23 protein-coding genes are annotated in these 22,733 nt (G+C 70.3%); 12 read left to right on the top strand and 11 right to left on the bottom strand.

Features of this window, described 5'->3' with window-relative positions:
• Positions 1-41: 41 nt before the first annotated feature.
• Both ACTHN1_RS17140 and ACTHN1_RS17135 read right to left on the bottom strand, forming a co-directional pair.
• Positions 42-722 carry a hydrolase gene (locus ACTHN1_RS17140; protein WP_440472128.1) on the bottom strand — a complete coding sequence of 227 codons (681 nt, stop codon included), beginning with the start codon at positions 720-722 and terminating at the stop codon, positions 42-44.
• A gap of 80 nt (positions 723-802) precedes the next feature.
• On the bottom strand, positions 803-1,669 hold the full coding sequence (locus ACTHN1_RS17135; protein ID WP_440472127.1) for a pirin family protein: 867 nt from the start codon (positions 1,667-1,669) through the stop codon (positions 803-805).
• Between the two features lie 124 nt (positions 1,670-1,793).
• Here ACTHN1_RS17135 and ACTHN1_RS17130 point away from each other — a divergent pair, with 124 nt between their 5' ends.
• Entirely contained in the window at positions 1,794-2,705 is a 912-nt protein-coding gene (locus ACTHN1_RS17130; RefSeq protein ID WP_440472126.1) for a LysR family transcriptional regulator, read from the top strand.
• Positions 2,706-2,758: 53 nt separating this feature from the next.
• Positions 2,759-3,703: a hypothetical protein gene (locus tag ACTHN1_RS17125; RefSeq protein ID WP_440472125.1), complete on the top strand. Its 945-nt coding sequence runs from the start codon at positions 2,759-2,761 to the stop codon at positions 3,701-3,703.
• 172 nt (positions 3,704-3,875) lie between these two features.
• Here the strand turns inward: ACTHN1_RS17125 and ACTHN1_RS17120 are convergent, their stop codons facing one another.
• The 5 genes from ACTHN1_RS17120 to ACTHN1_RS17100 all read right to left on the bottom strand — a co-directional run bounded on the left by ACTHN1_RS17120 (position 3,876) and on the right by ACTHN1_RS17100 (position 11,094).
• The gene (locus ACTHN1_RS17120; protein WP_440472162.1) at positions 3,876-4,358 is read right to left on the bottom strand and encodes a sensor histidine kinase; all 483 of its coding nucleotides are present in this window, start codon (positions 4,356-4,358) and stop codon (positions 3,876-3,878) included.
• A gap of 814 nt (positions 4,359-5,172) precedes the next feature.
• Positions 5,173-6,570: a sigma-54-dependent transcriptional regulator gene (locus ACTHN1_RS17115; protein ID WP_440472124.1), complete on the bottom strand. Its 1,398-nt coding sequence runs from the start codon at positions 6,568-6,570 to the stop codon at positions 5,173-5,175.
• A 36-nt stretch (positions 6,571-6,606) separates the two neighbouring features.
• Positions 6,607-9,048, bottom strand: coding sequence for an ADOP family duplicated permease (locus ACTHN1_RS17110; protein WP_440472123.1), 2,442 nt, complete (start codon positions 9,046-9,048; stop codon positions 6,607-6,609).
• A complete protein-coding gene (locus ACTHN1_RS17105; RefSeq protein WP_440472122.1) occupies positions 9,045-9,821 on the bottom strand; it encodes an ABC transporter ATP-binding protein in 777 nt (258 codons plus the stop codon). Before ACTHN1_RS17105 ends, ACTHN1_RS17110 begins: the two co-directional genes overlap by 4 nt.
• Positions 9,822-9,840: 19 nt before the next feature.
• A complete protein-coding gene (locus ACTHN1_RS17100; RefSeq protein WP_440472121.1) occupies positions 9,841-11,094 on the bottom strand; it encodes an efflux RND transporter periplasmic adaptor subunit in 1,254 nt (417 codons plus the stop codon).
• A gap of 231 nt (positions 11,095-11,325) precedes the next feature.
• On the opposite strand from ACTHN1_RS17100, the gene ACTHN1_RS17095 reads away from it, so the two are divergent.
• The 3 genes from ACTHN1_RS17095 to ACTHN1_RS17085 all read left to right on the top strand — a co-directional run bounded on the left by ACTHN1_RS17095 (position 11,326) and on the right by ACTHN1_RS17085 (position 13,639).
• On the top strand, positions 11,326-11,673 hold the full coding sequence (locus ACTHN1_RS17095) for a PadR family transcriptional regulator (protein WP_295382817.1): 348 nt from the start codon (positions 11,326-11,328) through the stop codon (positions 11,671-11,673).
• The gene (locus tag ACTHN1_RS17090; protein ID WP_440472120.1) at positions 11,670-12,581 is read left to right on the top strand and encodes a hypothetical protein; all 912 of its coding nucleotides are present in this window, start codon (positions 11,670-11,672) and stop codon (positions 12,579-12,581) included. Before ACTHN1_RS17095 ends, ACTHN1_RS17090 begins: the two co-directional genes overlap by 4 nt.
• A 92-nt stretch (positions 12,582-12,673) precedes the next feature.
• On the top strand, positions 12,674-13,639 hold the full coding sequence (locus ACTHN1_RS17085) for an alpha/beta fold hydrolase (RefSeq protein ID WP_440472119.1): 966 nt from the start codon (positions 12,674-12,676) through the stop codon (positions 13,637-13,639).
• Between the two features lie 22 nt (positions 13,640-13,661).
• On the opposite strand, the gene ACTHN1_RS17080 is transcribed toward ACTHN1_RS17085, so the two are convergent.
• Positions 13,662-14,705, bottom strand: a complete 1,044-nt coding sequence (locus tag ACTHN1_RS17080) for an AraC family transcriptional regulator (RefSeq protein WP_440472118.1) — start codon at positions 14,703-14,705, stop codon at positions 13,662-13,664.
• Between the two features lie 75 nt (positions 14,706-14,780).
• Here ACTHN1_RS17080 and ACTHN1_RS17075 point away from each other — a divergent pair, with 75 nt between their 5' ends.
• From ACTHN1_RS17075 to ACTHN1_RS17045, 7 genes are all read left to right on the top strand, one after another.
• Positions 14,781-16,073, top strand: coding sequence for an MFS transporter (locus ACTHN1_RS17075; RefSeq protein ID WP_440472117.1), 1,293 nt, complete (start codon positions 14,781-14,783; stop codon positions 16,071-16,073).
• An 11-nt stretch (positions 16,074-16,084) separates the two neighbouring features.
• Entirely contained in the window at positions 16,085-17,134 is a 1,050-nt protein-coding gene (locus ACTHN1_RS17070) for an NADP-dependent oxidoreductase (protein WP_440472116.1), read from the top strand.
• Between the two features lie 58 nt (positions 17,135-17,192).
• Positions 17,193-17,585, top strand: coding sequence for a DUF6165 family protein (locus ACTHN1_RS17065; RefSeq protein WP_440472115.1), 393 nt, complete (start codon positions 17,193-17,195; stop codon positions 17,583-17,585).
• A 100-nt stretch (positions 17,586-17,685) separates the two neighbouring features.
• Positions 17,686-18,906, top strand: a complete 1,221-nt coding sequence (locus ACTHN1_RS17060) for a helix-turn-helix domain-containing protein (protein WP_440472114.1) — start codon at positions 17,686-17,688, stop codon at positions 18,904-18,906.
• Positions 18,907-18,954: 48 nt separating this feature from the next.
• The gene (locus tag ACTHN1_RS17055) at positions 18,955-19,620 is read left to right on the top strand and encodes a glutamine cyclotransferase (RefSeq protein WP_440472113.1); all 666 of its coding nucleotides are present in this window, start codon (positions 18,955-18,957) and stop codon (positions 19,618-19,620) included.
• Between the two features lie 522 nt (positions 19,621-20,142).
• Positions 20,143-20,904 carry a DUF899 domain-containing protein gene (locus ACTHN1_RS17050; RefSeq protein ID WP_440472112.1) on the top strand — a complete coding sequence of 254 codons (762 nt, stop codon included), beginning with the start codon at positions 20,143-20,145 and terminating at the stop codon, positions 20,902-20,904.
• Positions 20,905-20,923: 19 nt separating this feature from the next.
• The gene (locus tag ACTHN1_RS17045; RefSeq protein WP_440472111.1) at positions 20,924-21,562 is read left to right on the top strand and encodes a hypothetical protein; all 639 of its coding nucleotides are present in this window, start codon (positions 20,924-20,926) and stop codon (positions 21,560-21,562) included.
• A 51-nt stretch (positions 21,563-21,613) separates the two neighbouring features.
• On the opposite strand, the gene ACTHN1_RS17040 is transcribed toward ACTHN1_RS17045, so the two are convergent.
• The 3 genes from ACTHN1_RS17040 to ACTHN1_RS17030 form a co-directional block, all read right to left on the bottom strand.
• Complete coding sequence (locus ACTHN1_RS17040; RefSeq protein WP_440472110.1) at positions 21,614-21,922, bottom strand: XAC0095 family protein; 309 nt, start codon at positions 21,920-21,922, stop codon at positions 21,614-21,616.
• Positions 21,923-22,155: 233 nt separating this feature from the next.
• Positions 22,156-22,380 carry a hypothetical protein gene (locus tag ACTHN1_RS17035; RefSeq protein ID WP_295382459.1) on the bottom strand — a complete coding sequence of 75 codons (225 nt, stop codon included), beginning with the start codon at positions 22,378-22,380 and terminating at the stop codon, positions 22,156-22,158.
• Positions 22,381-22,487: 107 nt separating this feature from the next.
• On the bottom strand, positions 22,488-22,733 hold a 246-nt coding region (locus tag ACTHN1_RS17030; RefSeq protein ID WP_440472109.1), incomplete at its 5' end, for a VOC family protein.

The following is a 22,733-nucleotide window of genomic DNA, read 5'->3' as shown; positions in this document are numbered from 1 at the left end:
GAAACGGAACCGGACGTGCCGGCTCCAACGGGTTGCGGTGCTCAGGCGCGCTGGGAATCCAGCGCCTCGTGGTTCTTCTGCACGTCCTGGGCCTTCGTGTAGCTTTCGATCAGCAGTTGGTAGTTCGGGAAAATCTGCGTGTAGATCCCGGCCCATTGCCCGGCGTCGTCGCGGTGCCAGGTCTTCTGCAGTTCCGACGCCACCGCGGCGGTGTCCATCGGCACCACGCCGGCCTGCGCCACCCGCGCCAGGGTGATTTCCTCGGCCATCTTCGAGTAGGTGCCGGAAGCATCGATCACCGCGAACACCTGGTAGCCGTCGGCCACCGCGGCGATCGACGGGAACGCCATGCACACGCTGGTGATGGTGCCGGCGATGATCAGTTGCTTGCGGCCGGTCGCCTTCACCGCCGCGACGAAGTCCGGGTTGTCCCAGGCGTTGATCTCGCCCCGGCGCGCCACGTACTGCGCATGCGGCGCGGCGGCGTGGATTTCCGGAATCAGCGGGCCGTTCGGCCCCTGCGGCACGGACGCGGTGGTGATCACCGGCAGTCCGGCGAGGGTCGCCATCTTCGCCAGCGCGGTGGCGTGCGCGCGCACCCGGGTGAACGGCATGTCGCCGATGGTCTGGAACAGGCCGCTCTGGTGGTCGATGAGCAGCATCGCGGCGTTGGCGGGATCGATGATCGGCTTGGCGCCGTTGAAGTTGGCGGGAAGGCTCATGGGGAAACTCCATTGGGGGAGAGCGGGCGGTCATCGCCCGGCGAGGGAAGAGGCACCCGCGACGCGGGCGCCTCCGGGGTTCACTGCGCGATCCGGCCGAAGCGGCCACGGTTGAAGTCGTCGATGGCCTGGACGATCTGGTCCTGGGTGTTCATCACGAACGGGCCGTAGCCGACGATGGGCTCGTCGATGGGCTCGCCGCTCAGCAGCAGGAAGGTGGCGTCGGCCTCGGCTTCGACGAACACGTCGGCGCCATCGCGATCCAGCACCACCAGCTGCGCCTCGTGCGCGGTCTGCCTGCCGTTGACGCGCAGCGCGCCCTTGAGCACGACCAGCGCAAGCGTGCGGCCCTCGGCGACCTCGAACGTGGTGCCATGGCCCTGCCGCAGGCGCACGTCCCACACGTCCATCGGGGTGAAGGTGCGCGCCGGACCGTGGCGGTCGCCATGACGACCCGCGATGACCCGCACGCTGCCGGCGTCTTCCGGCAACGCCACCGTCGGGATGTCGGCATCGAGCAGGGTCTGGTAGCCCGGCGCGGACATCTTGGCGTCGGCCGGCAGGTTCACCCACAGCTGCACCATGTCCAGGGTGCCGCCGCTGCGGGTGAACTCCGGCGAGTGGTATTCCTCGTGGAGGATGCCGGAGGCGGCGGTCATCCACTGCACGTCGCCCGGGCCGATGCGGCCGCCGGCGCCGGAGGAATCGCGGTGCTCCAGCTCGCCCTCGTACACGATGGTCACGGTCTCGAAACCGCGATGCGGATGCTGGCCGACGCCGCGCGGGTGTTCCGCCGGTTCGAACCGGTACGGACCGGCGTAGTCGAGCAGCAGGAACGGGCTCAGGTGGCGGCCGTGGGTCTGGTAGGAGAACAGCGAGCGGGCCGGAAAGCCGTCACCCACCCAGTGCGGACGCGGGGCGCCGTAGACGCCGAGAACCTTCTTCATGGTGGACTCCCGCCCGGGGGCGCCGGGCATGATTTGCGATGGCGGCCACGTTAGTCCTGGGACGATGGACCCGGTAGTCGGCAGGATTTATCCTCAGCGTCCTATCGGGTGAACGATGACCGCCATGGTTCCGACCGACCTCAACGACCTGTTCTATTTCGCCCAGGTGGTGGACCACGGCGGTTTCGCCCCCGCCGGCCGCGCGCTGGGGGTGCCCAAGTCCAAGCTCAGCCGGCGCATCGCGCTGCTGGAGGAACGCCTGGGCGTGCGCCTGATCCAGCGATCCACCCGCCGCTTCTCGGTCACCGACATCGGCCAGGATTACTACCGCCACTGCAAGGCGATGATCGTGGAGGCCGAGGCCGCGCAGGAGGCGATCGAACTCACCCGCTCCGAGCCGCGCGGCGTGGTGCGCATCGCCTGCCCGGTCGCGCTGCTGCACGCGCGCGTCGGCGCGATGCTGGCCGATTTCATGGCGGAGAATCCCAAGATCACCGTGCTGCTGGACGCGACCAACCGTCGCGTCGACGTGGTCGGCGAAGGCATCGACGTGGCGATCCGCGTTCGCCCGCCGCCGCTTGAGGACAGCGATCTGATCATCCGCGTGCTGGCGCAGCGTTGCTGGAACGTGGCCGCCAGCCCGCGCCTGTTCGAGAACAGTCCCGTACCGGCGACGCCGGCGGATCTGGCGCTGTATCCCACCCTGGATCTCGGTCCGTTCCACCGCGATCACAGTTGGCAGTTCACTGATCGCCAGGGCACGCTGGCCACCGTCCACCACGAGCCGCGCCTGGTCACCGACGACATGGCCGCCATCCGCATGGCCGCGGTCGCGGGGGTCGGCATCATGATGCTGCCGACGATGATGATGTGCGACGAACTCGCCGACGGCCGCCTGATCCGCCTGCTGCCGGAATGGCAGCCCAAGCAGGGCATCATCCACGCGGTGTTTCCGTCGCGGCGCGGGCTGGTGCCGTCGGTGCGCAGCCTGATCGATCACCTGGCGCGGCGCTTCCAGGCGCTTGAGGAAGACTGATCCCTCTGGCGTGGACCTGCATAATCGCGCGGTCTTCCTTGTTCTCCGCACGCATGACGAATCCCACCGATCCGCGCGCCGCTCCCGCCGGCGCGACGAAGGCCGCGGTCGACGGCGACGCCGTCGCGCAGCTGGCCGATGCCTTTGCCGCGATCGCCGATGAACGGCCCGCCGCCGCCCTGCCTTCGCTGCGGCAGGCCGACGCGCGCGGGTCGCGCATGGCCGCCGCGCTGTTGCGGCGCCTGGCCGGCGAAGGTCCGGACAACGCCTACGAAGCCCACGCCGCATTCCAGGCCTTCATCCGTGGCGGCGACAACGTCCCGCTGTACGCCGCGGTCAGCCAGGCGATGGCCGAACGCTACCGCACCCCGCCCGTGCGGCGGCTGCTCGATATCGGCGCCGGCGACGGCATGGCCCTGCTGCCCGCGTTGCGCGCGGCCGCGCCCGTGCCCGCCGAGGTGGACGTGATCGAACCGCAGGAGGGCCTGCGTTCGGCGCTGGAGCAGGAATTCGCGCAGGCGGCGCCGGCCAGCCGGCTGTCGGTGCATGGCACCACGTTGCAGGCATTCACGGGCAATCTGGATTCCGCCGCGCACTGGGATCTGGCCCAGTCCAGTTTCGCCCTGCAGTCGCTGCGGCCGGGCGAGCGCATCGAAGCGCTGCGGGCGTTGCGCCCGCATGTGGACGCGCTGGTGCTGGTGGAGTTCGACGTGCCCGCGCTGGCGCACGGCAGCGATGCCTATTTCCATTCCATCGCCGGGCGCTACGAGCGCTGCCTGGCGCAGTACGGCGACGACGCGGATCTGATCGCGCGCGGTTTCCTGGCACCGATGCTGGCCGGCCAGTTGCGTCGCGATGTGGCGCCGTCCAACTGGGAGCAGCCTATCGCCGGTTGGCGACGCGAGTTCGAGCAGGCCGGCTACCGCCTGCGCGAAGCCCGGCATCTGTATGACTACAGCTGGTCGCCGGCCTGGTGGCTGGAAGTGTCCGCGCGTTGACGCAACGGGATTCCCGGCAGAAGCGACGTGAATCGCGGACGCCGGGAACGATGACGACAAGGAGAAACTCGCGACTCACGTCGCTCCCACGGGAGAAGGCCTGTGGATCCTGGCGTGGTGCCTGGGCGCGGCATGGCTGGCGGCGGGCCTGCCGTTCGCCTGACGCTTCGCGTCAGCGTTCCGGCGACGCCAACGGCAACCGGATCTCGGCGACCGTGCCGGCTTCGGGCGCGCGCGAGAGCAGTTCCAGGCTGCCCCGCTGCGCTTCCAGGATCTGCCGCGACAGCACCAGGCCGATGCCGGAACCGCCGGCCTTGGTGGTGAAGAACGGCACGAACAGGCTGTCGCTGGAAGGCAGGCCTTCGCCGCGATCCCGCACCTGCACGCGTGCCTGTCCGCCCTCGGGCCGCGCGAACAGTTCGACCGGCGCGTCGCCGCCCGCCTCGACCGCGTTGCGCAGCAGGTTGATCAGCACTTGTTCCAGTTGATCGGCGTCGGCCACCACCCGCAGTTCCGGATCGACATCGACCCGGATGCGCTCGTCGACCAGCCGGCGCACGCGTTCGCACAGCGGCGCCAGCATGACGATCACCGGCTGTGGCTCGGGCAACTTGGCCAGGCGCGCGTAGCCGCCGAGGAAACGCTGCAGGGCCAGGCTGCGTTTCTCGATCAGATCCAGCCCGCCCGCCAGGTCCGCGCGCGCCTCCGGATCGAATGAAGTTCCCGGTGCGGGCAGCACGCGGGTGAGCGTATCGGCCATCGAGGCGATCGGCGCCAGCGAGTTGTTGATCTCATGACTCAGCACCCGCAGCAGGCGCCGGAAAGCCTGCGCCTCCTCGTCGCGCAGCGCGCGTTCCATCGGCTGCACCACCAGCAGGCGGCCGGCCTGGCTGCGGCTGCGCAGCGAGGCGTGGCCGATCTGCCAGCGGCCCTGCTGGGCCGGAAACGCGTGCGGGTGAATGCGACCGTTGGGAATCGCGAACAACGGCGCCAGTCCCAGCGCATCCGCGCTCTGCCCCAGCAGTTCGGAGGCCGGTCGCCCGAGCAGGCGTTCGCCGGCCGGATTGATCAGACGCAGGCGCCCATCCTGTTCGAACGCGAACACCGCGCCATCCAGCGCGGCCAGGGTCTTGCTCAGCAGCTGCACGCTTTCGTGGGAATCACGCTGTTCGTCCTGCAGGCGCTGGGCGAGCGCGTTGAAGCGCCCCATCAACCGCGCCTGCGCGTCGTCGCCGCCGGACACCGCGCCGCGGACGCTGTAGTCGCCCTCGCGCAGGGATTCCAGCAGGCCGTCGAGGGTGCGCAGGCGGCGTCCGTCGGCGTAACGCTGCAAACGCCAGATGATCCCGGTCAGCCCCAGCACGCAGGCCAGCAGCAGGGCCGCCTCGCGCGGCGCCGGTGTTCCCAGCGCGAGCACCGCCGCCAGCGCCAGCAGGGCCGGCGCGACCAGCCAGGCCGCGCGCCAGCGCTCAGTTGCCTTCATCGCCGCGCAGGCCGTGTTTCTCCAGGCGCCGGTACAGGCTCTGGCGGGTGATGCCGAGCTGGTCGGCGGCGCGTTGCAGGTTGCCGCCCTGATCGGCCAATGCGCGCTTCATCAGCAGGGCTTCGGCCTCTTCCAGGGTCATGCGTTCGGACAGGCGGGGTTCGGCGGTGCCCGGCAGCCGCAGGGCGGCCGCGTCCAGCACGCCTTCGTCGGCCAGCAGCGCCGCGCGCTCCATCACATGCGAAAGCTCGCGCACGTTGCCGGGCCAGGCGTAGGCGAGCAACGCGCGTTCGGCATCGCGGCCGATGCGCGGGGCCGGCCGCCGGTAGCGCGTGCAGGCCGCGGCCAGGTAATGGCGGGCCAGCGGCAGGATGTCCTCGCCGCGCTCGCGCAGCGCCGGTACCCGCACCTGGAAGGTGTTGATCCGGTACAGCAGATCCTGGCGGAACCGCCCGGCCGCCACTTCGGCCTCCAGATCGGCGTTGGTCGCCGCGATCACGCGCACGTCCACCCGCCGCGTGCTGGAGGAACCCAGGCGCTCGAACTCGCCGTCCTCGATCGCGCGCAGCAGCTTGGGCTGTTGATCGATCGGCAGGTTGCCGATCTCGTCGAGGAACAGCGTGCCGCCGTCGGCCAATTCGAAGCGGCCGGCGCGATCCTGGCGCGCATCGGTATACGCGCCACGCACGTGGCCGAACAGTTCGGCCTCGAACAGGGTCGGCGCGATGCCGCCGATGTTGACCTTGACGAACGCCCGCGCCGCGCGTCGCGAGCCGCGGTGAACGAAGCCGGCGAGCAGGCTCTTGCCGGTGCCGTTCTCGCCCAGCAGCAGCAGGTTGGCGTCGCTCTCGGCGATCCGCGCCAGATCTTCCAGCAGTCGCCGCATCACCGGCGACTCGGCGATGAAGTCCGCGCCGCCTTCCTGCAGCAGCAGCGCCTGCGCCTGGCCCAGCCTTTGCTCGCTGCGGCGGCTGCGATCCAGGGCGATGCGGCTTTCCAGCACGTTCAGCACGCGCGCGTTCTGCCAGGGCTTTTCGATGAAGTCGACCGCGCCGCGCTGCATCGCGGTCACCGCCAGTTCGATGCTGCCCCAGGCGGTCATCGCCACCACCGGCAGGCCGGGCCACTGCGCGGTGATCGCTTCCACCAGCGCCAGTCCCTCCTCGCCGGAGGTGGTGTCGCGGCGGTAGTTCATGTCCACCACCACCGCGGCGAATTCGTCGCCGCGCAGGCAGCCCAGCGCGATCTCCGGCGACTCCGCGCCGACCATGCCATAGCCGGCGCTCTTGAGCAGCATGCGCAGCGCTTCGCGCACGTCGGGCTGGTCGTCGACGACCAGGATGCGGGCGCCGGGAGACGGTCGGGAAGTCGGCTGGGTGCTCATCGCCGCCAGTCTAGCGTCCGCGCCGCCAGCCGCGCGTCACTCATTGCGCAGCGCCTGCATCGGCGGCACCCGCGCCGCGCGCAGGGCCGGCGACAGCGCCGCCAGCAGGCCCGCCAGCGCCAGCGCGATCACCACCGCGCCGATGGCCCAGGGGTCGGCGACCCGTACCTCGAACAGATAGCGCTGCAGGAACCGCGACATCGCCATCGCGATGCCCAGCCCGACCAGCAGGCCGATCGCGATCTGCAGGCCGGCCTCGCGCAACACCTGCCGCAGCAGTCGCCCCGGCTCCGCGCCGAGCGCGGCGCGCACGCCGAACTCGTGCCGGCGCGCCGCCACCGCGGTGGCCATCACCGCGTACAGGCCCACCGCCGCCAGCAGCAGCGCCAGGCCCGCGAACAGCCCGACCAGCAGCAGGTTGAGCTTCTGGTCGCTGGTGGTGGAGGCGACCACCGCATCCATCGAATCCAGATCCGAGATGGGCTGCTGCGGCGCGACCTCGGCGATCGCCTCGCGCAGCGCGCGCTCCGCGTTGCCGCCGCCCGCCGCCTGCGACTGCAGCGCGTAGGTCAGTCCACCGAAGCCGCGGATGATCTGCCAGGCGGCTGGCGGCAACTGCGCCAGCGGCGTGTAGACGATCGGCGGTGGCGGTTCGGCCGGACCGAACTGGCGCACGTCGCCGACCACCCCGACCACCCGCATCGGCACGCGCCGGTTCTCGCCGTCGTCCTCAAGGGTGACGATCTTCCCCAGCGGCGCGTCGCCCAGGTACTGGCGCGCGAACGCGGTGCTGACCACGCAGATGCGTTCGGCGCCGGCGGTGTCCTGCTCGCCGATGCCACGACCGGCCAGCACCGGCATGCCGAACACGTTGAAGAAATCCGGCGTCATGAAACGATACTGCGCGGTGATCGAACGCCCGTCCTGCAGCAGGTAGCTCCAGTTCAACTGGGTGGCGGTGGGCGGATTGCTGCCGGCGCCAACATGGGCCACGCCGGGCATCCGTTGCAGGCGTTCGATGATGCGATCGGTCTGCGTGACCATCGCCTCCACCTCGGCGTAGCGCTCGCGGATGGGCGCCAGGCTGAAGAGGGTGACCGCGCGGCTTTCAAAGCCCATCGGCACTTCCGACAACCGCTGCAGGGTGCGGGTGAACAGCGCCGCGCCGATCAGCAGCACCACCGCCACCACCACCTGCGCGATCACCAGGCCACGGCCCAGCCGGCCGGCGCCGCGGCTCCAGCCGGCGCGGCCGCCGCCGACCAGTTCGCGGGTCAGTTGCAGTCCGCGCACGCGCAGCACGCCCAGCAGCGATGCGAGCAGCGCGGTGGCGGCGCCGGCCAGCAGCGCGAAGCCGACGCTGGTCGGCGTCAACGCGGCGGCCTCGCCGCGGATCCATTCCGCCGGCACCCAGCCGGCCATCAGCCGCAGGCCCAGCCAGGCCAGGGCGATCCCGACCAGCGCGCCGCACAGGCCGATCAACAGGCCCTCGGCCAGCGCCGGCAGGCCCAGCCGCACCAGCGGCGCGCCCAGCGCGACCCGCACCGCGCTGTCGTGGCTGCGGCCGAGCGCGCGCAGCAGCATCAGGCTGGCCAGGTTGATCGCGGCGATCAGCAGCACGCAACCGCCCGCGCCGAAGAACAGCCACAGGGTGTTGCCGGTGCGCGAGGCGAACACGCTGCCCTTCAGCGGCAGCGCATTGGGCGGGAACTCGCGCAGGTGGCGCTGCCATTCCTCGGTCATGCGCGGGTTCTGGCGCAGGACCGCGCCCAGCACGGTGCCGGCTTCGGCCGAGGCCTCGGCCACGCTGACGCCGGGCTTGAGCCGGGCGATGATCATTTCATTGGTGGAGAGATTGGTGCTGGCCAGGTCCGGCTGCATCGGCAGCAGGATGTCGAACTGCACCGGCCACTGGAACGCGGCCGGCAACACGCCGACCACCTGCGCCGCGCGTCCTTCCACCTGCAGGCTCTGGCCGATGGCGGCCGGATCGGCGCCGTAGTACTGCGACCAGAACGCATGGCTGAGGATGACCGCCTGCGGGCCGTTGGGCCGGTCCTCCTCGGCGTTGAAATTGCGGCCCAGCGCCATCGGCAGGCCCAGCGTGTCGAGGAAGCCGCGATCCACGCGCAGGGATCCCACCACCCGTCCCTCGTCGCCGCGCGCGATGTTGGCGTTGATCGCCCAGCTCCGCAGCATGCCGGTGGAGGCCAGGCTGCGCATGCGTTTGACCGGCGCGTAGTAGCCCGGCGCGGCCGAGTTGCGTTCGGCGTCGAAGTACTGGCCCAGCGTGACCAGCCGGTCGGACTGCGGAAACGGCAGCGGCCGCAGCAGCGCCTGGTCCAGCAGCGAGAACACCGCGGTGGTGGTCGCCACGCCCAGCGCCAGGGTCAGCACCGCCAGCAGCAGGTAGCCGGGCCGGCGCAGCAGGCCGCGCCAGGACTGGCGCGCCTCGTTCCACAGGATGGCGGCGCTCACGACACCGCCTCCAGTCCGGGCAGCACCATGTCGCGCTCGTGGCGCAGGCGTTCGAAGGTGTCCTCGTCGACGATGCGGCCGTCGAGCATGTGCACGATCCGCTGCGCGCGCCGCGCGAACGCCGGATCGTGGGTGACCATGCACAGGGTGGTGCCGTTCTCGTGCAGTTGTTCCAGCAACTGCATCACCGCCTCGCCGTTGTGGCTGTCGAGGTTGCCGGTCGGTTCGTCGGCCAGCAGGATCGCCGGGTTGCCGACCAGCGCGCGCGCCACCGCCACGCGCTGCTGCTGGCCGCCGGACAGCTGTCCCGGATAGTGGCGGGTGCGGTGGTTCATGCCGACCAGTTCCAGCACCTCGCGCACCCGCCGGGTGATGTCGGCGCGGCCGAAGCCGTCGCGGTAGGTCAGCGGCAGCGCGACGTTCTCCTCCACGGTCAGATCGGCGATCAGGTTGAAGGCCTGGAAGATAAAGCCGATCTCGCCGTTGCGGATGCGCGCGCGGCCGCGCGCGTCCAGGTCGGCGACGTTGCGGCCGTTGAGCCAGTACTCGCCGCGGCTGGGCGCATCCAGCAGGCCCAGGATCGACAGCAGCGTGGACTTGCCGCAGCCGGAGGGACCGGTGATGGCGACGAAGTCGCCCTGCGCGATGTCCAGCGCGATGTCCGACAACGCGTGGGTCTCGACCTCGTCGGTATGGAAGACCTTGCCCAGGTGCTGCAGGCGCAGCAGCGGCGCGGACGCGGCGGAGGAAGACGGAAGGGTGGCGGAAGTCATCGGGGCTCCTGGGGAAAGGTCAGCGTAAACGCAGGCGCGGGTACTGCGCCCACTGGCTGGTGTCGGAAAGCACGGCGCGGTCGCCGGGACGCAGGCCGCCGCGGATTTCGATGCGATCGCTGGAGGCCGCGCCGAAGCGCACCGCCGTCTGGCGCGCCTCGCCGCCATCGCCGTCCAGCACGAACAGGGTGCCGGGGCTGCCGGGCACGGCCAGCGCCGGGCGCGGAATGCTGACGACGTCGCGCAGCACGCCCAGGCGGATGCGGCCATCGACCGAAAGGTCGGGACGCGCGCCGGCCGGCAACTGGCGGCCCAGATCGGCGTCGATGGTCACGCTGCCGTTGCGCACCGCCGGATCGATGCGGGTGAGCCGGCCCTGCACCACGCCGTTGCGGGTATCCACGCTCACCGCGAGATCCAGCGACAGATCCTTGGCCAGCACTTCGGGCACCTGCAGCCGCGCGATCAGATCGTCCGGGCGCGCGACCCGCGCCAGCTTGGCGCCGACGCTGACCTGCTGTCCGGGTTCGACATCGATCTGCTGGAGGATGCCGTCGCTGCCGGCGCGCACTTCCAGCGACGCCACCTGCTGGCGCGCGATCGCCAGGGTGCTGGCGGCCTCGTCGCGCCGCGCCTGCGCCGCGCGCAGCTGCGCGGCCATGTTCTGGCGGAACGCGGACACCCGGCGGGTTTCGATATCCGCGCGTCCCTGCTGGGTGGTTTCGGTGATCTGCGCCTGGCGCAGTTCGATCTTCGACATCACCCCGGCGGCGTGCGCGCGTTCGTAGGCCTGCGCCTTGACCTCGGCGATGCGCCATTCCGATTCGGCCTGCGCCTGCTGCGCCTGCTGGTCCAGCAGTTGCGAGGCCAGCGAGGTGCGCACCGAGGCGACGTCCGCTTCCGCGCCGGCCAGCGCCGCTTCGGCCTTCTCCAGGTTGGCGGTCAGTTCCGGATTGACCATGCGCAGGATCACCGTGTCGGCGCTGACGCGGCTGCCGGGTTGCACCAGCACCTGTTCGAGGGTGGAGACCGCGCCGGCGGTGATCCAGCGGATGTCGCGCGGCACCAGCGTGCCGGTGGCGCGGATTTCGCGGACCATGTCGCCGCGTTCGGCGGCGCCGATCCACAGGCTGCCGCGCTCCACCCGCGGCGCGGCCTGGCCGACACCGAACACGGCGATCGCGGCGACCACCGCCAGGAACAGGATCGGACCGCCAATCACCAGCAGGCGGCGGCGGGCGGGGGAGCGCGAGGGGGTGCGGGCGATGTCCATGCCATGACTCGTGCAGACCGCGTGCCAAGCCCGTATCCGGCTCAAGCCTTTGATTTCAAATGCATGGGTGCCTCGTCCCCTGAAGGACGTCCGTCCGTTTCCGGACAATCGGCGTCCATATCCGGGCGCGTTGACCGCATCCGCCTCGACCGTTCGTCGGCAAGTTGGGCGATCCGGATTGCCATACTGTGTGACACAAAGTACTGTTCGCCAAACTTTACGGGGTGGGACATGGTGGAAGCGCGCGACAACCCGGGATCCAAGCTGGAACTGGAGCTGCGACGCGGGGTGCTGGTGCTGGCGGTGCTGTCGCAGTTGCGCGAGTTCCAGTACGGCTACTCGCTGCGGCAGGCGCTGGCCCAGCGCGGCATGCCGATCGAGGAAGGCACGCTGTATCCGCTGCTGCGGCGGCTGGAGGGCCAGGGGGTGCTGGCCTCGGAGTGGCGGATCGAGGACGGCCCGCCGCGCCGCTATTACCGCTTGAACGACGCGGGCGAGGCGATGCTCGCCGAACTGACGGCCTTCTGGAATTCCCTGGTCGGGACCATGGGCGGCCTGCTGCAAGGGGACGGGAAATGAATCCGAACGACGTGATCGATGCGTATGTGCTCGATGTGATGCGCCGCCTGCCCGCGGGCGAGCGCGATGAAATCGGGCTGGAGCTGCGCGGCCTGCTCGCCGAGATGCTGGCCGGGCGCGCGGACGATGAAGGCCGCGCCGCCGACGATGCGATGGTGCTGGCGATACTGCGCGGGTTCGGCACGCCGGCGGAAGTCGCCGCGCGCTACCGTCCGCCCGGCCTGGCCCTCATTCCGCCGGAACAGACCCGCGGCTTCACCCTGATCGCGATGATCGGCTTGGTGTTGCAGTGGGCGTTGAGCCTGCCGCGCGTGTTCGACGGCAGCCTGCCGCTGGCCGGCTGGTGGCTGGGTCCGGGCCTGGGCGCGTTCTGGTGGCCGGGCTTCATGATCATGTTCACCCTGCTTGCCGCCTGGCTGCAGCGGCACGGCTGGTTCAAGCCGCGCTGGCGGCCGCAGTCTGTCGATCCCGAGCGCATCAACCGGAGCGCGCTCGCGTTTGGCCTGGCGTGGTTCGCGATTGGCGCCGGGGTGGTGATCGCGCTGCCGTGGCTGACACCGCACCTGCCCGGCGCGCTGCCGCGGGTGCTGGCGCTGGATCCGGATTTCCTGCGGATACGCGCCTGGCCGGTGCTGCCGCTGTGGGCGGCTTCGTTCGCCCTCCTGGCCATGGTGCTGGTGCAGGGCCGCTGGTCGCCGCTGGCGCGCAGGCTGGAACTCGTGTCCAGCGCCGCCTTCGTCGCCTTGCTGGCCTGGTGGATCGCCGGTGGGCGCATGTTCCTGGCCACGCCGACCGACCAGGCCGCGCGCGGCATATTGGCGCTGATCGCGATCTACATCGTCGTGGATCTGGCGGTGCGCCTGCATCGCCGCCGCACCCGCATCCGCCTGCCTGCCCAGACCCGCTGATTGCGCTAATTGAGCACGCCGGCCGACTTCGCCGGTTGATTCCCCGGGCCGGTGGCGCCGGCCCGTTCCCTTCCTTCGCAAGGAGTCCCACCATGCTTCGCGCGTGTCTGCTTTCGCTCGCCCTGATTCCGGCTCAACTGGGCCCCGCCGGCATCGCTTTCGCGGATGAACCCGCCCCGCCGCCGGCCCCCTTCGTCGCGCCACCCGCGCCCGGCGAACGCATCGACATCGGCGGTCGCCACCTGCACCTGGACTGCAAGGGCGACGCGGCGGGTCCCACCGTGATCTTCGAGGCGGGCCTGTCGCAGTACACCGCCCGCTCCGCCTTCGCCAAGGTGCAGGACGCCGTCGCGCCGTTCGCCCACGCCTGCACCTACGATCGCGCCGGCCTGGGCTGGAGCGATCCGGTGGCCGGCGCGCGCACGCAGCAGGACATGGTGGCGGATCTGCATGCGCTGATCGCCGCGAAGAAACTGCGGACGCCGCTGGTGATCGTCGGCCATTCCGTCGGCGGGCTGCTGGCGCGGCTGTATGCGCGCGAGTATCCGGATGAAGTCGCCGGGCTCGTGCTGGTCGACGCCAGCCCCGAGCCGTACCTGTTCACCCCGGGCGCGGCGAAATTCCGCGCGAACCTGGCGGCGGAAATCGATGCCGGCCTGAAGAAAGCGCAGGGCGATGGTCCGGTCGTGCCGCTGCCGGCCGAAGTCGAGCCCGACATCGTGGTCGCCTTCCTGCCGCGCGTGCTCGCCACCGTGAAGCAGGAATACGAGGCGCTGGACCACGTGCCCGCCGCCATGCAGCAGGCGCGCGGCTACGGCACGCTGGGTGATCTGCCGCTGGTGGTGATCCGGCGCGGCAAGACCGGGACGCCGCCGAACGCCGAGGACATCCAATGGCGCCAGTGGCAGGAAGATCTGGCGACCCTGTCCTCGCGCGGCTCCCTGGTGGTGGCGGAAAACACCGGCCACGTCATCCCGTACGAGAATCCGGCGGTGGTCGCCGACGCGGTGCGCCGGATCCTCGACGAGATCCCGCGCGACCCGAAACGCCGGCCTTGATCGACCCCGTGCCGCGCGACGATCAGCGCGGCGCGCGCGCCTCGAACGCGGTGCGCGGCCGCGCATGCAGCTGCGCGCTGCGCAGCGCGCCGGGCGACTGGCCGATGATGCGCTTGAACGCGCGGCTGAAGGACGCCTCGGAGTCGTAGCCCAGCCGGTTGGCCGCCACCGCCACCCGCATGCCTTCCTGCGCGATCCAGCGCCGCGCCTGGAACATCTTGATGCGGGCGACGTAGCGCGCCGGGGTCTCGCCGAGCGTGCGGGTGAAGGCCTCGGCGAAGCGCGAGCGCGACGCGCCCATCAGGCCAGCCAGTTCCGGCACGCTCCAGTCGCGTTCCGGTTCGGCGTGGATGGCCGCGATCACGCGGCCGATCGACGGGCAATGCACGGCGGCGATCCAGCCCGAGGAATCGCTGCAACCGCATTCCACCCATGCGCGGATGATGCTGGCGGCCAGCACGTCGGCCAGCCGCGCCATGATGCCGCAGGCGCCGATGCGATCCAGCGAGACTTCGCGCTCCATCGCCTCCAGCATCGCCGGCACGGTGGGATCGCGTTGCGCCAGTTCACCGGCGCGCATCATGTCCGGCATCATCGCCAGCAGCGGATGCAGCGGATCCAGGTTGAAGCGCATGCTGCCGCAGAACATCACGCTGTGGTCGGCGGCCTCATCCGCATCCGGCTCGGGTTTGACCAGGTAGATGTTCTCCGACACCGGCACCCGCGCCAGCGCGTCGATGTCCACCGTCGGCACATCGGGATCGCTGGCCAGGACATGGAAGCTGCCGCGCGGAAGCAGCACGGCGTCGCCCGGGTTGAGCCGCACCCAGTCGGCGTCGCGCAGCTTCAGCCAGCACCCGCCCTGGGCCACGAAGTGGAAGCGCGCCTCGCGGCTTTCCGGGAAGGCCACCGCCCACGGCGCGCGCATCACGCAGCGGCCGTATTCCACACCGTCCAGGCGCAGGCCCAGCAGGACCTGGGTAAGCAGATCGCGGCCGTCGGCCGACGCGGGCCCGGTCTTCACGGGTGCCTTGGCGCGCAAGGCGCTGGACGAATGAGCAATCATTCCGGTCTTTCCGGCATGGAAACGCCAACATCATACGCCTAATCTGCCGGTCCGCCCCCCACAGGCCGCCCCCCCGTGTCCTCCCCCTCCTGTTCCGACTGCACCGCCGAGGCGCTCCTCGACGACGACGCGCTTTCCGACGAATCCCCGGCCTCCGCTCCCCCGGCCGCCACCGAAGTCCCCGCCCGCTGGGCCGCCGTGGCCTCGCTGGCGCTGGGCGTGTTCGGGCTGGTCACCGCCGAATTCCTGCCGGCCAGCCTGCTCACCACCCTGGCCGCCGACCTGTCCATCAGCGAAGGCGCCGCCGGGCAGACCGTCACCGCCACCGCGTTGATCGGCGCGATCGCCGCGCCATCGATTCCGCTGCTGACCCGGCGCCTGGATCGCAAGCACGTGATGCTGGCGCTGACCACGCTGCTGGTGCTGTCCAACGCGATCGCGGTCACCGCCGACAGCCTGTGGCCGCTGCTGGCGGCGCGGGTGATGCTGGGGGTGGCGCTGGGGGGGTTCTGGTCGATGGCCGCGGCGCTGGCGATGCGGCTGGTGCCCGAATCGAAATTCCCGCGCGCGATGTCGTTCATCCTCACCGGCGTCTCGGTCGCCACCGTGTGCGCCGCGCCGGTGGGCGCGTGGATGGGCGAACTGTGGGGCTGGCGCAGCGCGTTCGTCGCCGCCGGCGCGCTCAGCGTGATCACCCTGCTGGCGCAGGCGTTCACCCTGCCCTCGCTGCCGCCGATGGCCAATCCGGATCTGCGCGTGCTCGGCCAGCTGTTGCGCCGGCCGGGCGTGCGCATGGCGCTGCTGGCGGTGCTGCTGGTGATCTCCGGCCACTTCGCCGGTTTCACCTACCTGCGTCCGCTGATGGAGAACGTCACCCACCTGTCGGTCGGCGCGATCTCGGCGGTGCTGCTGGGCTACGGCGTCGGCGGTTTCTTCGGCAACTTCGCCGGCGGCTATCTGGCCGGGCGCAGCGAACGCACCGCGATCGTGTTCGGCGGCACCCTGATCGCGCTGCTGGCCATCGCCCTGCTGCTGGCCGGCCAGTCGATGGCGATCACCGCCATCGCGATCACGCTGTGGGGCTTCGCGTTCGGCGCGTTCCCGGTCGGCTTCCAGATCTGGATCATCCGCGCCGCGCCGGACCAGGCCGAAGGCGCCGGCGGCCTGCTGGTGGCGGCGTTCCAGATCGCCATCGCCACCGGCGCGATCGGCGGCGGCCTGCTGGTGGATCATGTCGGCGCGATCGGCGGACCGCTGTTCGCGGTCATCATGATGACCCTCGGCACCCTGCTGACCCTGCGCCACGGACCGCGCCCGGCCGCCTTCACCGCGGGCGAGGCGATGCCGTCGCGCCAGGGCTTCCACTGAGACAGACCGCCATGTCCACGATCGATCCCGCGCCCGATCCCGCGCCGCTCAATCGCCGAATCACCCTCGCCGCGCGTCCGCGCGGCCTGCCGGTGGCCACCGACTTCCGCCTGATCACCGAACCGGCGCCGGTGCCGGGCCAAGGCCAGGTGCTGCTGCGCACGCTGCACCTGTCGCTGGATCCGTACATGCGCAACCTGATGGACGAAGTCGGGCCGGGCTACGCGCCACCGCTGGCGCTGGGCGACGTCATCGTCGGCGGCACGGTCAGCCGGGTCGAGGCCTCGCGCCATCCGGATTTCCGCGAAGGCCAGATCGTGCTCGCCAACGCGGGCTGGCAGGACTACGCGCTGTCCGACGGCGCCGACCTGGCGTCGCTCGACGGCCTGCCGCGGCCTTCGCTCGCGCTCGGCGGCCTGGGCATGCCCGGCTTCACCGCCTACGTCGGACTGCTCGACATCGGCCAGCCGCGCGCCGGCGAGACGGTGGTGGTGGCGGCGGCCACCGGCGCGGTCGGCGCGGTGGTCGGCCAGCTCGCGAAGCTGAAAGGCGCGCGCGTGGTCGGCATCGCCGGCGGCGCCGACAAGTGCCGGTTCGCGGTGGAGGAACTGGGCTTCGACGCCTGCCTGGATCGGCGCGAAGGCGATCTGGCCGCGCGCCTGGCCGCCGCCTGCCCCGACGGCATCGACGTGTACTTCGAGAACGTCGGCGGCGAGGTGCTGGACGCGGTGCTGCCGCTGCTCAACCTGCATGCGCGCGTGCCGGTGTGCGGCTTCATCGCCCACTACAACGATCGCGACGCCGCCGGCCGGATCGATCATCGTCCGCAACTGCTGGCGACGATCCTGCAGAAGCGCGTGCGCATGCAGGGCTTCATCATCCTGGACCACTACGCGGATCGTTTCGACGCCTTCCGCCGCGACATGCGCGGCTGGATCGCCGAGGGCGCCATCCGCCTGCGCGAGGATGAAGCGCACGGACTGGAACAGGCGCCGGCCGCCTTCGCCGGCCTGCTGCAGGGCCACAACTTCGGCAAGCTGGTGGTGCGGGTCGCGGACTGAGGCGCCCGCCGTCGCCAATCCGCTATCATCCGCGCACTCCCAGGACAGGAATGCGCGCGTGGATTCGATTCGGGTACCGGTGTCGATCGGTGAACTGGCGGACAAGATCACCATTCTTGAGATCAAGTCCGAACGCATCGCCGACGCAGGCAAGCGCCGCAACGTGATCACCGAATTGCAGGATCTGCTGCCGCTGTGGGAACCGATTGCCGCCCGCCACGCGTCCATGGCCGATCTCAAGGTGCAGTTGAAGCAGGCCAACGAGCGCATGTGGGACGTGCAGGACGCGCTGCGCGCGAAGGAAGCCGCGCAGGTGTTCGACGATGAGTTCATCCAGCTGGCGCGCGCCGTCGCCCAGCACAACGGCCACCGGGTGGGCCTGAAGAACGCCATCAACCAGCAGGCCGGCTCGGCCTTCATCGAAGAGAAGGAATACCGCGCGGAGGGCTGACCTCCCGCGCCGCGACGCCCGCGGGCACGCCTGCCGGCGCGACGCATCGCCTTCTTGCGATGATTCGCCCCCGTCACCCGCGTCGGGTTAGCCTGTCGCGATGGATGCCCTGATCAACGCTTCCGCCCGCGCGCTCGCCACCGGCGACGCGCTGGGCGCGCTCAAGCGCATCGCCCTGCGGGAAGATCCGCCGGCGCTGGCGTTGCGCGGCATCGCCATGGCCCAACTGGGCGAACATCCGCGCGCGCGCGAACTGCTGCGCCGGGCCGCGCGCGGCTTCGGCGCGCGCGAACCGTTGCCACGTGCCCGCTGCGTGGTGGCCGAGGCGGAGGTGGCGCTGGCGATGCGGGATCTGGATGCCACCTCGCGCGCGCTGGAAAACGCCATCGCCACGCTGGAGACCCACGCCGATCACGTCAACGCCAGCCAGGGCCGGCTGATCGCAGCGCGCCGGCAGTTGCTGCTTGGCCGCCTCGACGCCGCCGCCGCCACCCTGGCGGCGTTGGCGCGCGGCCGCTTGTCGCCCGCGCTGGCCGCGATCGCCCAACTCGCCCGCGCCGAACTGGCGCTGCGCGGCCTGCGCACCGGCGTGGCCCGGGCCGCGCTGGAGCGCGCCGGACAGGCCGCCACGCAGGCGGGCATTCCGGCGCTGATGGCGGAAGTCGCCGATGCGCGCGGCCTGCTCGCGCGTCCCGCCGCGCGCCACCGGCCTGCCGGTGGCGAACAGGCGCTGCGGCTGGACGAAGTCGAAGCCCTGCTGGGCTCCGGCGCGCTGGTGATCGATGCCTGCCGGCGCGGGCTGCGCCGCGATGGCGCGTGGTATCCGCTGGCGCGGCGGCCGGTGCTGTTCTCGCTGGTGCGCGCGCTGGCCGAAGCCTGGCCGAACGACGTCGGCCGCGAGCGGTTGATCGAACAGGCGTTCCGCACCCGTGATCCGGACGAAACCCATCGCGCCCGCCTGCGCGTGGAAATCGGTCGCCTGCGCGCGCTGGCGGCGCCGCTGGCGCGCATCGAAGCGAGCACGCGCGGCTTCGTGCTGATTCCACACGACGCGCGCGAGGTCGTGTTGCTGGTGCCGCCGCTGGAAAGCGAACAGGCCGAACTGCTGGCGCTGCTCGCCGACGGCGCGGCCTGGTCGACCTCGGCGCTGGCGCTGGCGCTGGACACCAGCCAGCGCACGGTGCAGCGGGCGCTGGCCGAACTGGAGGCCGCTGGCCGGGTGCGCGCGGTGGGACGCGCCCGCGCGCGGCGCTGGGTGGCGCCGCCGCTGACCGGATTCACGACGATCTTGTTACTCCCCGCCGCGCTGCCGGCTGGCTAGAGTGGCCCCATCGCGCCACGCCCGGCGCATACCGCAGGAATCCAGGCCATGACCCGCACCGCCGTCCATTCCGCCGCCCCCGCCAGCACCGCCGAGATCGTCCGCGAGTATCCGCTCGACCGCGTCGAAGGCGTGCATGGCGTGACCTACGACGGCACCCGCATCTGGGCCGCCACCAACGAGCGCCTGATCGCCATCGATCCGGACAGCGGCGCACCGGTGCGCAAGCTGGAACGTCCCTGCGACGCCGGCACCGCGTTCGACGGCAAGTACCTGTACCAGATCGTCGATTCGCGCATCGAGAAGATCGATCCGGCCAACGGCGAAGTGGTGTCCTCGATTCCCGCCCCCGCCCAGGGCGGCAACACCGGACTGGCATGGGCCGAAGGCAGCCTGTGGGTCGGCCAGTACCGCGATCGCCGCATCCATCGCATCGATCCGGCCACCGGCGCGATCCAGCGCACCGTCGAGTCCAACCGCTTCGTCACCGGCGTCACCTGGGTGGACGGCGAACTCTGGCACGGCACCTGGGAAGGCGACGAAAGCGAAATCCGCCGCATCGATCCGGACAGCGGCGACGTGCTGGAGCGCCTGCAGATGCCGGCTGGCACTAATGTTAGCGGCCTGGAATCCGACGGCGCGGATCTGTTCTACGCCGGCGGCGGTTTCACCGGCAAGGTCCGCGCGGTACGCAGGCCGCGACGCGCCGCGTGACGCGCGGCGCGGACGGCCGACCACATTCCGCGCCGTCGCCTCGTAAACCTGATCGCAGATTGATGCTTTTGCCTTCCCCTTGATCAGCCATTCGGCGGTTGAGAAGCACTTGAGGAGATTTGCTTTTACCTCCCCCTTTGTAAAAGGGGGATCGAGGGGGATTCGCTCTCCGCGCGAAGAGCAAATCCCCCTGTCGCCTCCGGCGCCAACCCCTTTCTTCGAAGGGGGTTGGATCACCAGGCGAATTTGTTTCCACCTCCCCTCGATCAGCCATTCGGCAGTTGAGAAGCACTTGAGGGAGATTTGCTTTTACCTCCCCCTCGATCAGCCATTCGGCGGTTGAGAAGCACTTGAGGAGATTTGCTCTTACCTCCCCCTTTGTAAAAGGGGGACTGAGGGGGATTTGCTCTTCCGCGCGAAAAACAGATCCCCTTCGCCTCCGGCGCCCCCCCCCTTCTTCGAAGGGGCGAGCCACCCATCGCAACCGCCTTCCCCAGCGCTGCACCCACCAGGAGAAGAATCATGAACCTCATCGCAGACCTTCCCACCACCGCCCCCCGCATCGTCAACCGCGAACAATGGTTGAAGGAACGCTTGCAGTTGCTCGCGCGCGAGAAGGAACTCACCCGCCTGGGCGATCGCGTCGCCGCCGAACGGCGCGCCCTGCCGTGGGTGAAAGTCGAGAAGGACTATGTGTTCGATACGGTCGATGGCCCGCGCCGGCTGGCCGAACTGTTCGATGGCCGCCACCAGTTGCTGGTCCAGCACTTCATGTTCACGCCCGGCCGCGAACAGGGCTGCCGCAGTTGTTCCTACATGGCCGACCACAGCGACGGCGCGCTGCCGCACCTGGCCCAGCGCGACACCACCCTGCTGGCGATCTCGCGCGCGCCGCTTGCCGACATCCTGCGCTTCCGCGCGCGCATGGGCTGGAAGTTCCCGTGGGTGTCCTCGTTCGACAGTGACTTCAACTACGACTTCGGGGTGAGCTTCACGCCCGAGGACATGGCCACCGGCGCGGTCGACTACAACTACGCCCACCAGTACTTCCCGCATCCGGATGCGCCCGGCATCAGCGTTTTCCATCGCGACGACGACGGCACGGTCTTCCACACCTATTCGCGTTTCGGACGTGGCGTGGAAGTGATGATGGGCACCTACCCGCTGCTCGACCTCACTCCGAAAGGCCGCGACGAAGCCGGGCTGGAGGACACGATGTCGTGGGTGCGCCACCACGATCTCTACGAGCAGGCGGGCGCCAGAAGCGCCTGCTGCCACGGCTGATCGTCGGGATCGCGTCGCCATGACCACTCCCTGGCCCTGGCTGGTGATCGCCGGACTCGGCGCCCTGCACGGGCTGCATCCGGCCAACGGCTGGATGTTCGCCGCCGCCCGCGCGATCCATTCGGATCGCGCGGGCCCGGCCTGGCGCGCGCTGCTGCCGATCGCGGTGGGACACGCGGCGGCGATCCTGCTGATCGCCGGCGCGTTCGCCCAGGGATTGAAAGTGGATCCGGAACTCACCGCGCGCATCGCCGGCGCCGCTCTGCTCGGGCTGGCCGTCCATCGCCTGCTGCGCGGACACCGCGCGCATGGCGGCATCGCGACGCAACGGCTGGGCGCGACCGGACTGGCGCTGTGGTCGGCATTGATGGCCACCGCGCACGGGCTCGGCATGGTGCTGGTCCCGGCGCTGGTGCCGCTGTGCCTGTCCGCCGGCCCCTGGCGCGAATTCTCGGCTTCCGGCGCGTCTTTGCTGCTGCTGGCCGCCGTCGGCGTGCACATGACGGCCATGCTCGCGGTCACCGGCGCACTCGCGCATGCCGCGTGGCGCGGACTGCGCGCCGGAACCCGTCGCTGGCGAAGCGCGATCTACGCACGCCTGTGGACGCTGGCGCTGGGCGTGATCGGCGTGCTGCTGATCGTGCCGCCCCGATTCTGATCGGAGCGGCACGCGCGTTGGACGGGAACCGGTCCCGGCCCGCGAACGCCGTTACTGCTGGTCGCCTTTTGCTTTGGCGCGTTTGAGCTTCTTTCCCTTGTTCCCGCTCTTTTTCTGCTGGAGCGACACCCATCGGGCCCGGCTCAGGATGTGGCCGACCTGTTGTTCCAGCGCCTCGAAGCCGGCGTACCAGCGATGGATGGCCATGGTCGGTTCGCGGGTTTCATCGCCGGCGCAGGCGGCGCTGAGGTAGCCAATCAGCTTGAGCTGTTCACGCAGTTGCCGCAGTTGGTAGAAGGCCGGTTCGGGAAAAAGGAAGCCGGTCTGGTGCGCGGTGGGCGCGGGGGACGTCGAACTCATTGGCGGTACTCCATTCCGTAGAAAAAACCCCTCTTATGGCGGTGGGCACCACTGTTTGTGGAGGTTCTAGCTCCGGCGGCGAGTCTGCGGCCGCGATCGCACGCATTCAATGCTTTGACGTTCAATGTTAGGCGGATGACGACGCGGCACCGCGCGGCATCACGCGCGTGCGCCGCGCTCGTATGGAGTCGCGGCGCCGCTTCCCACTTGTCGATACCTGCCGTCGTCGATGCCTAGCCCGGATTGGCGCCCGCATCCGCACGCGATGTCCGCCTTCCCAGATACGGCAGCGCGAACAGATACAACCCGGTGATCATCAGCAGGATCAGCGGGAACAGCGCCATCAATCCCACCCAGGTGGATTGCTTCTGCATCGCCAGGGCGACGAGATTGGCGAGGACGGTCAGGGTGAAGATGATCGACAGCCAGCGGTGGAACTGGCGGATCCACTTGTTCATCGGGATTTCCTCTGGACGTGGCCCGAGACGCCTCGGGCGGGCATGCACAGGGCCGGACGATGCGGCGCCGCGCGGTGTCGCCGGACACCGCACGGGTCGAACGGGTTTCAGTGCTTGCCGCGTCGGGATTCGATCATCTTCCAGCCGTTGCCGGACGGATCACGGAAGCCGGCGTCGACTTGGCCGTAGCGGCTGATGGGTTCCTGGATGAATTCCACGCCCTTCGCGCTCAGCGCCTCGTACGTCGCACGACAGTCCTTCACCTGCAACACCAGGGGTGGCATGGCGCCCTTCGCCACCAGTCCGTGCAAGGCGTCGGCGGTGGCGGCGTCGTGCACCGGCGGGCCGGGCCG

The sequence above is a fragment of the Pseudoxanthomonas sp. genome, assembly GCF_051953815.1.
Classification (GTDB): domain Bacteria; phylum Pseudomonadota; class Gammaproteobacteria; order Xanthomonadales; family Xanthomonadaceae; genus Pseudoxanthomonas_A.
Note: the sequence above shows the minus strand (reverse complement) of the source record. Positions and strands in the feature narration are given on the sequence as shown.

Bases quoted from the DNA above. Each gene is read 5' to 3' on its own strand.
- ACTHN1_RS17125 (WP_440472125.1), top strand. From the start codon at position 2,759: ATGACGAATCCCACCGATCCGCGCGCCGCTCCCGCCGGCGCGACGAAG.
- ACTHN1_RS17060 (WP_440472114.1), top strand. From the start codon at position 17,686: ATGGATGCCCTGATCAACGCTTCCGCCCGCGCGCTCGCCACCGGCGAC.
- ACTHN1_RS17035 (WP_295382459.1), bottom strand. From the start codon at position 22,380: ATGAACAAGTGGATCCGCCAGTTCCACCGCTGGCTGTCGATCATCTTC.
- ACTHN1_RS17050 (WP_440472112.1), top strand. From the start codon at position 20,143: ATGAACCTCATCGCAGACCTTCCCACCACCGCCCCCCGCATCGTCAAC.
- ACTHN1_RS17080 (WP_440472118.1), bottom strand. From the start codon at position 14,705: ATGATTGCTCATTCGTCCAGCGCCTTGCGCGCCAAGGCACCCGTGAAG.
- ACTHN1_RS17085 (WP_440472119.1), top strand. From the start codon at position 12,674: ATGCTTCGCGCGTGTCTGCTTTCGCTCGCCCTGATTCCGGCTCAACTG.
- ACTHN1_RS17040 (WP_440472110.1), bottom strand. From the start codon at position 21,922: ATGAGTTCGACGTCCCCCGCGCCCACCGCGCACCAGACCGGCTTCCTT.
- ACTHN1_RS17105 (WP_440472122.1), bottom strand. From the start codon at position 9,821: ATGACTTCCGCCACCCTTCCGTCTTCCTCCGCCGCGTCCGCGCCGCTG.
- ACTHN1_RS17045 (WP_440472111.1), top strand. From the start codon at position 20,924: ATGACCACTCCCTGGCCCTGGCTGGTGATCGCCGGACTCGGCGCCCTG.
- ACTHN1_RS17070 (WP_440472116.1), top strand. From the start codon at position 16,085: ATGTCCACGATCGATCCCGCGCCCGATCCCGCGCCGCTCAATCGCCGA.
- ACTHN1_RS17055 (WP_440472113.1), top strand. From the start codon at position 18,955: ATGACCCGCACCGCCGTCCATTCCGCCGCCCCCGCCAGCACCGCCGAG.
- ACTHN1_RS17135 (WP_440472127.1), bottom strand. From the start codon at position 1,669: ATGAAGAAGGTTCTCGGCGTCTACGGCGCCCCGCGTCCGCACTGGGTG.
- ACTHN1_RS17115 (WP_440472124.1), bottom strand. From the start codon at position 6,570: ATGAGCACCCAGCCGACTTCCCGACCGTCTCCCGGCGCCCGCATCCTG.
- ACTHN1_RS17090 (WP_440472120.1), top strand. From the start codon at position 11,670: ATGAATCCGAACGACGTGATCGATGCGTATGTGCTCGATGTGATGCGC.
- ACTHN1_RS17140 (WP_440472128.1), bottom strand. From the start codon at position 722: ATGAGCCTTCCCGCCAACTTCAACGGCGCCAAGCCGATCATCGATCCC.
- ACTHN1_RS17130 (WP_440472126.1), top strand. From the start codon at position 1,794: ATGGTTCCGACCGACCTCAACGACCTGTTCTATTTCGCCCAGGTGGTG.
- ACTHN1_RS17095 (WP_295382817.1), top strand. From the start codon at position 11,326: ATGGTGGAAGCGCGCGACAACCCGGGATCCAAGCTGGAACTGGAGCTG.
- ACTHN1_RS17100 (WP_440472121.1), bottom strand. From the start codon at position 11,094: ATGGACATCGCCCGCACCCCCTCGCGCTCCCCCGCCCGCCGCCGCCTG.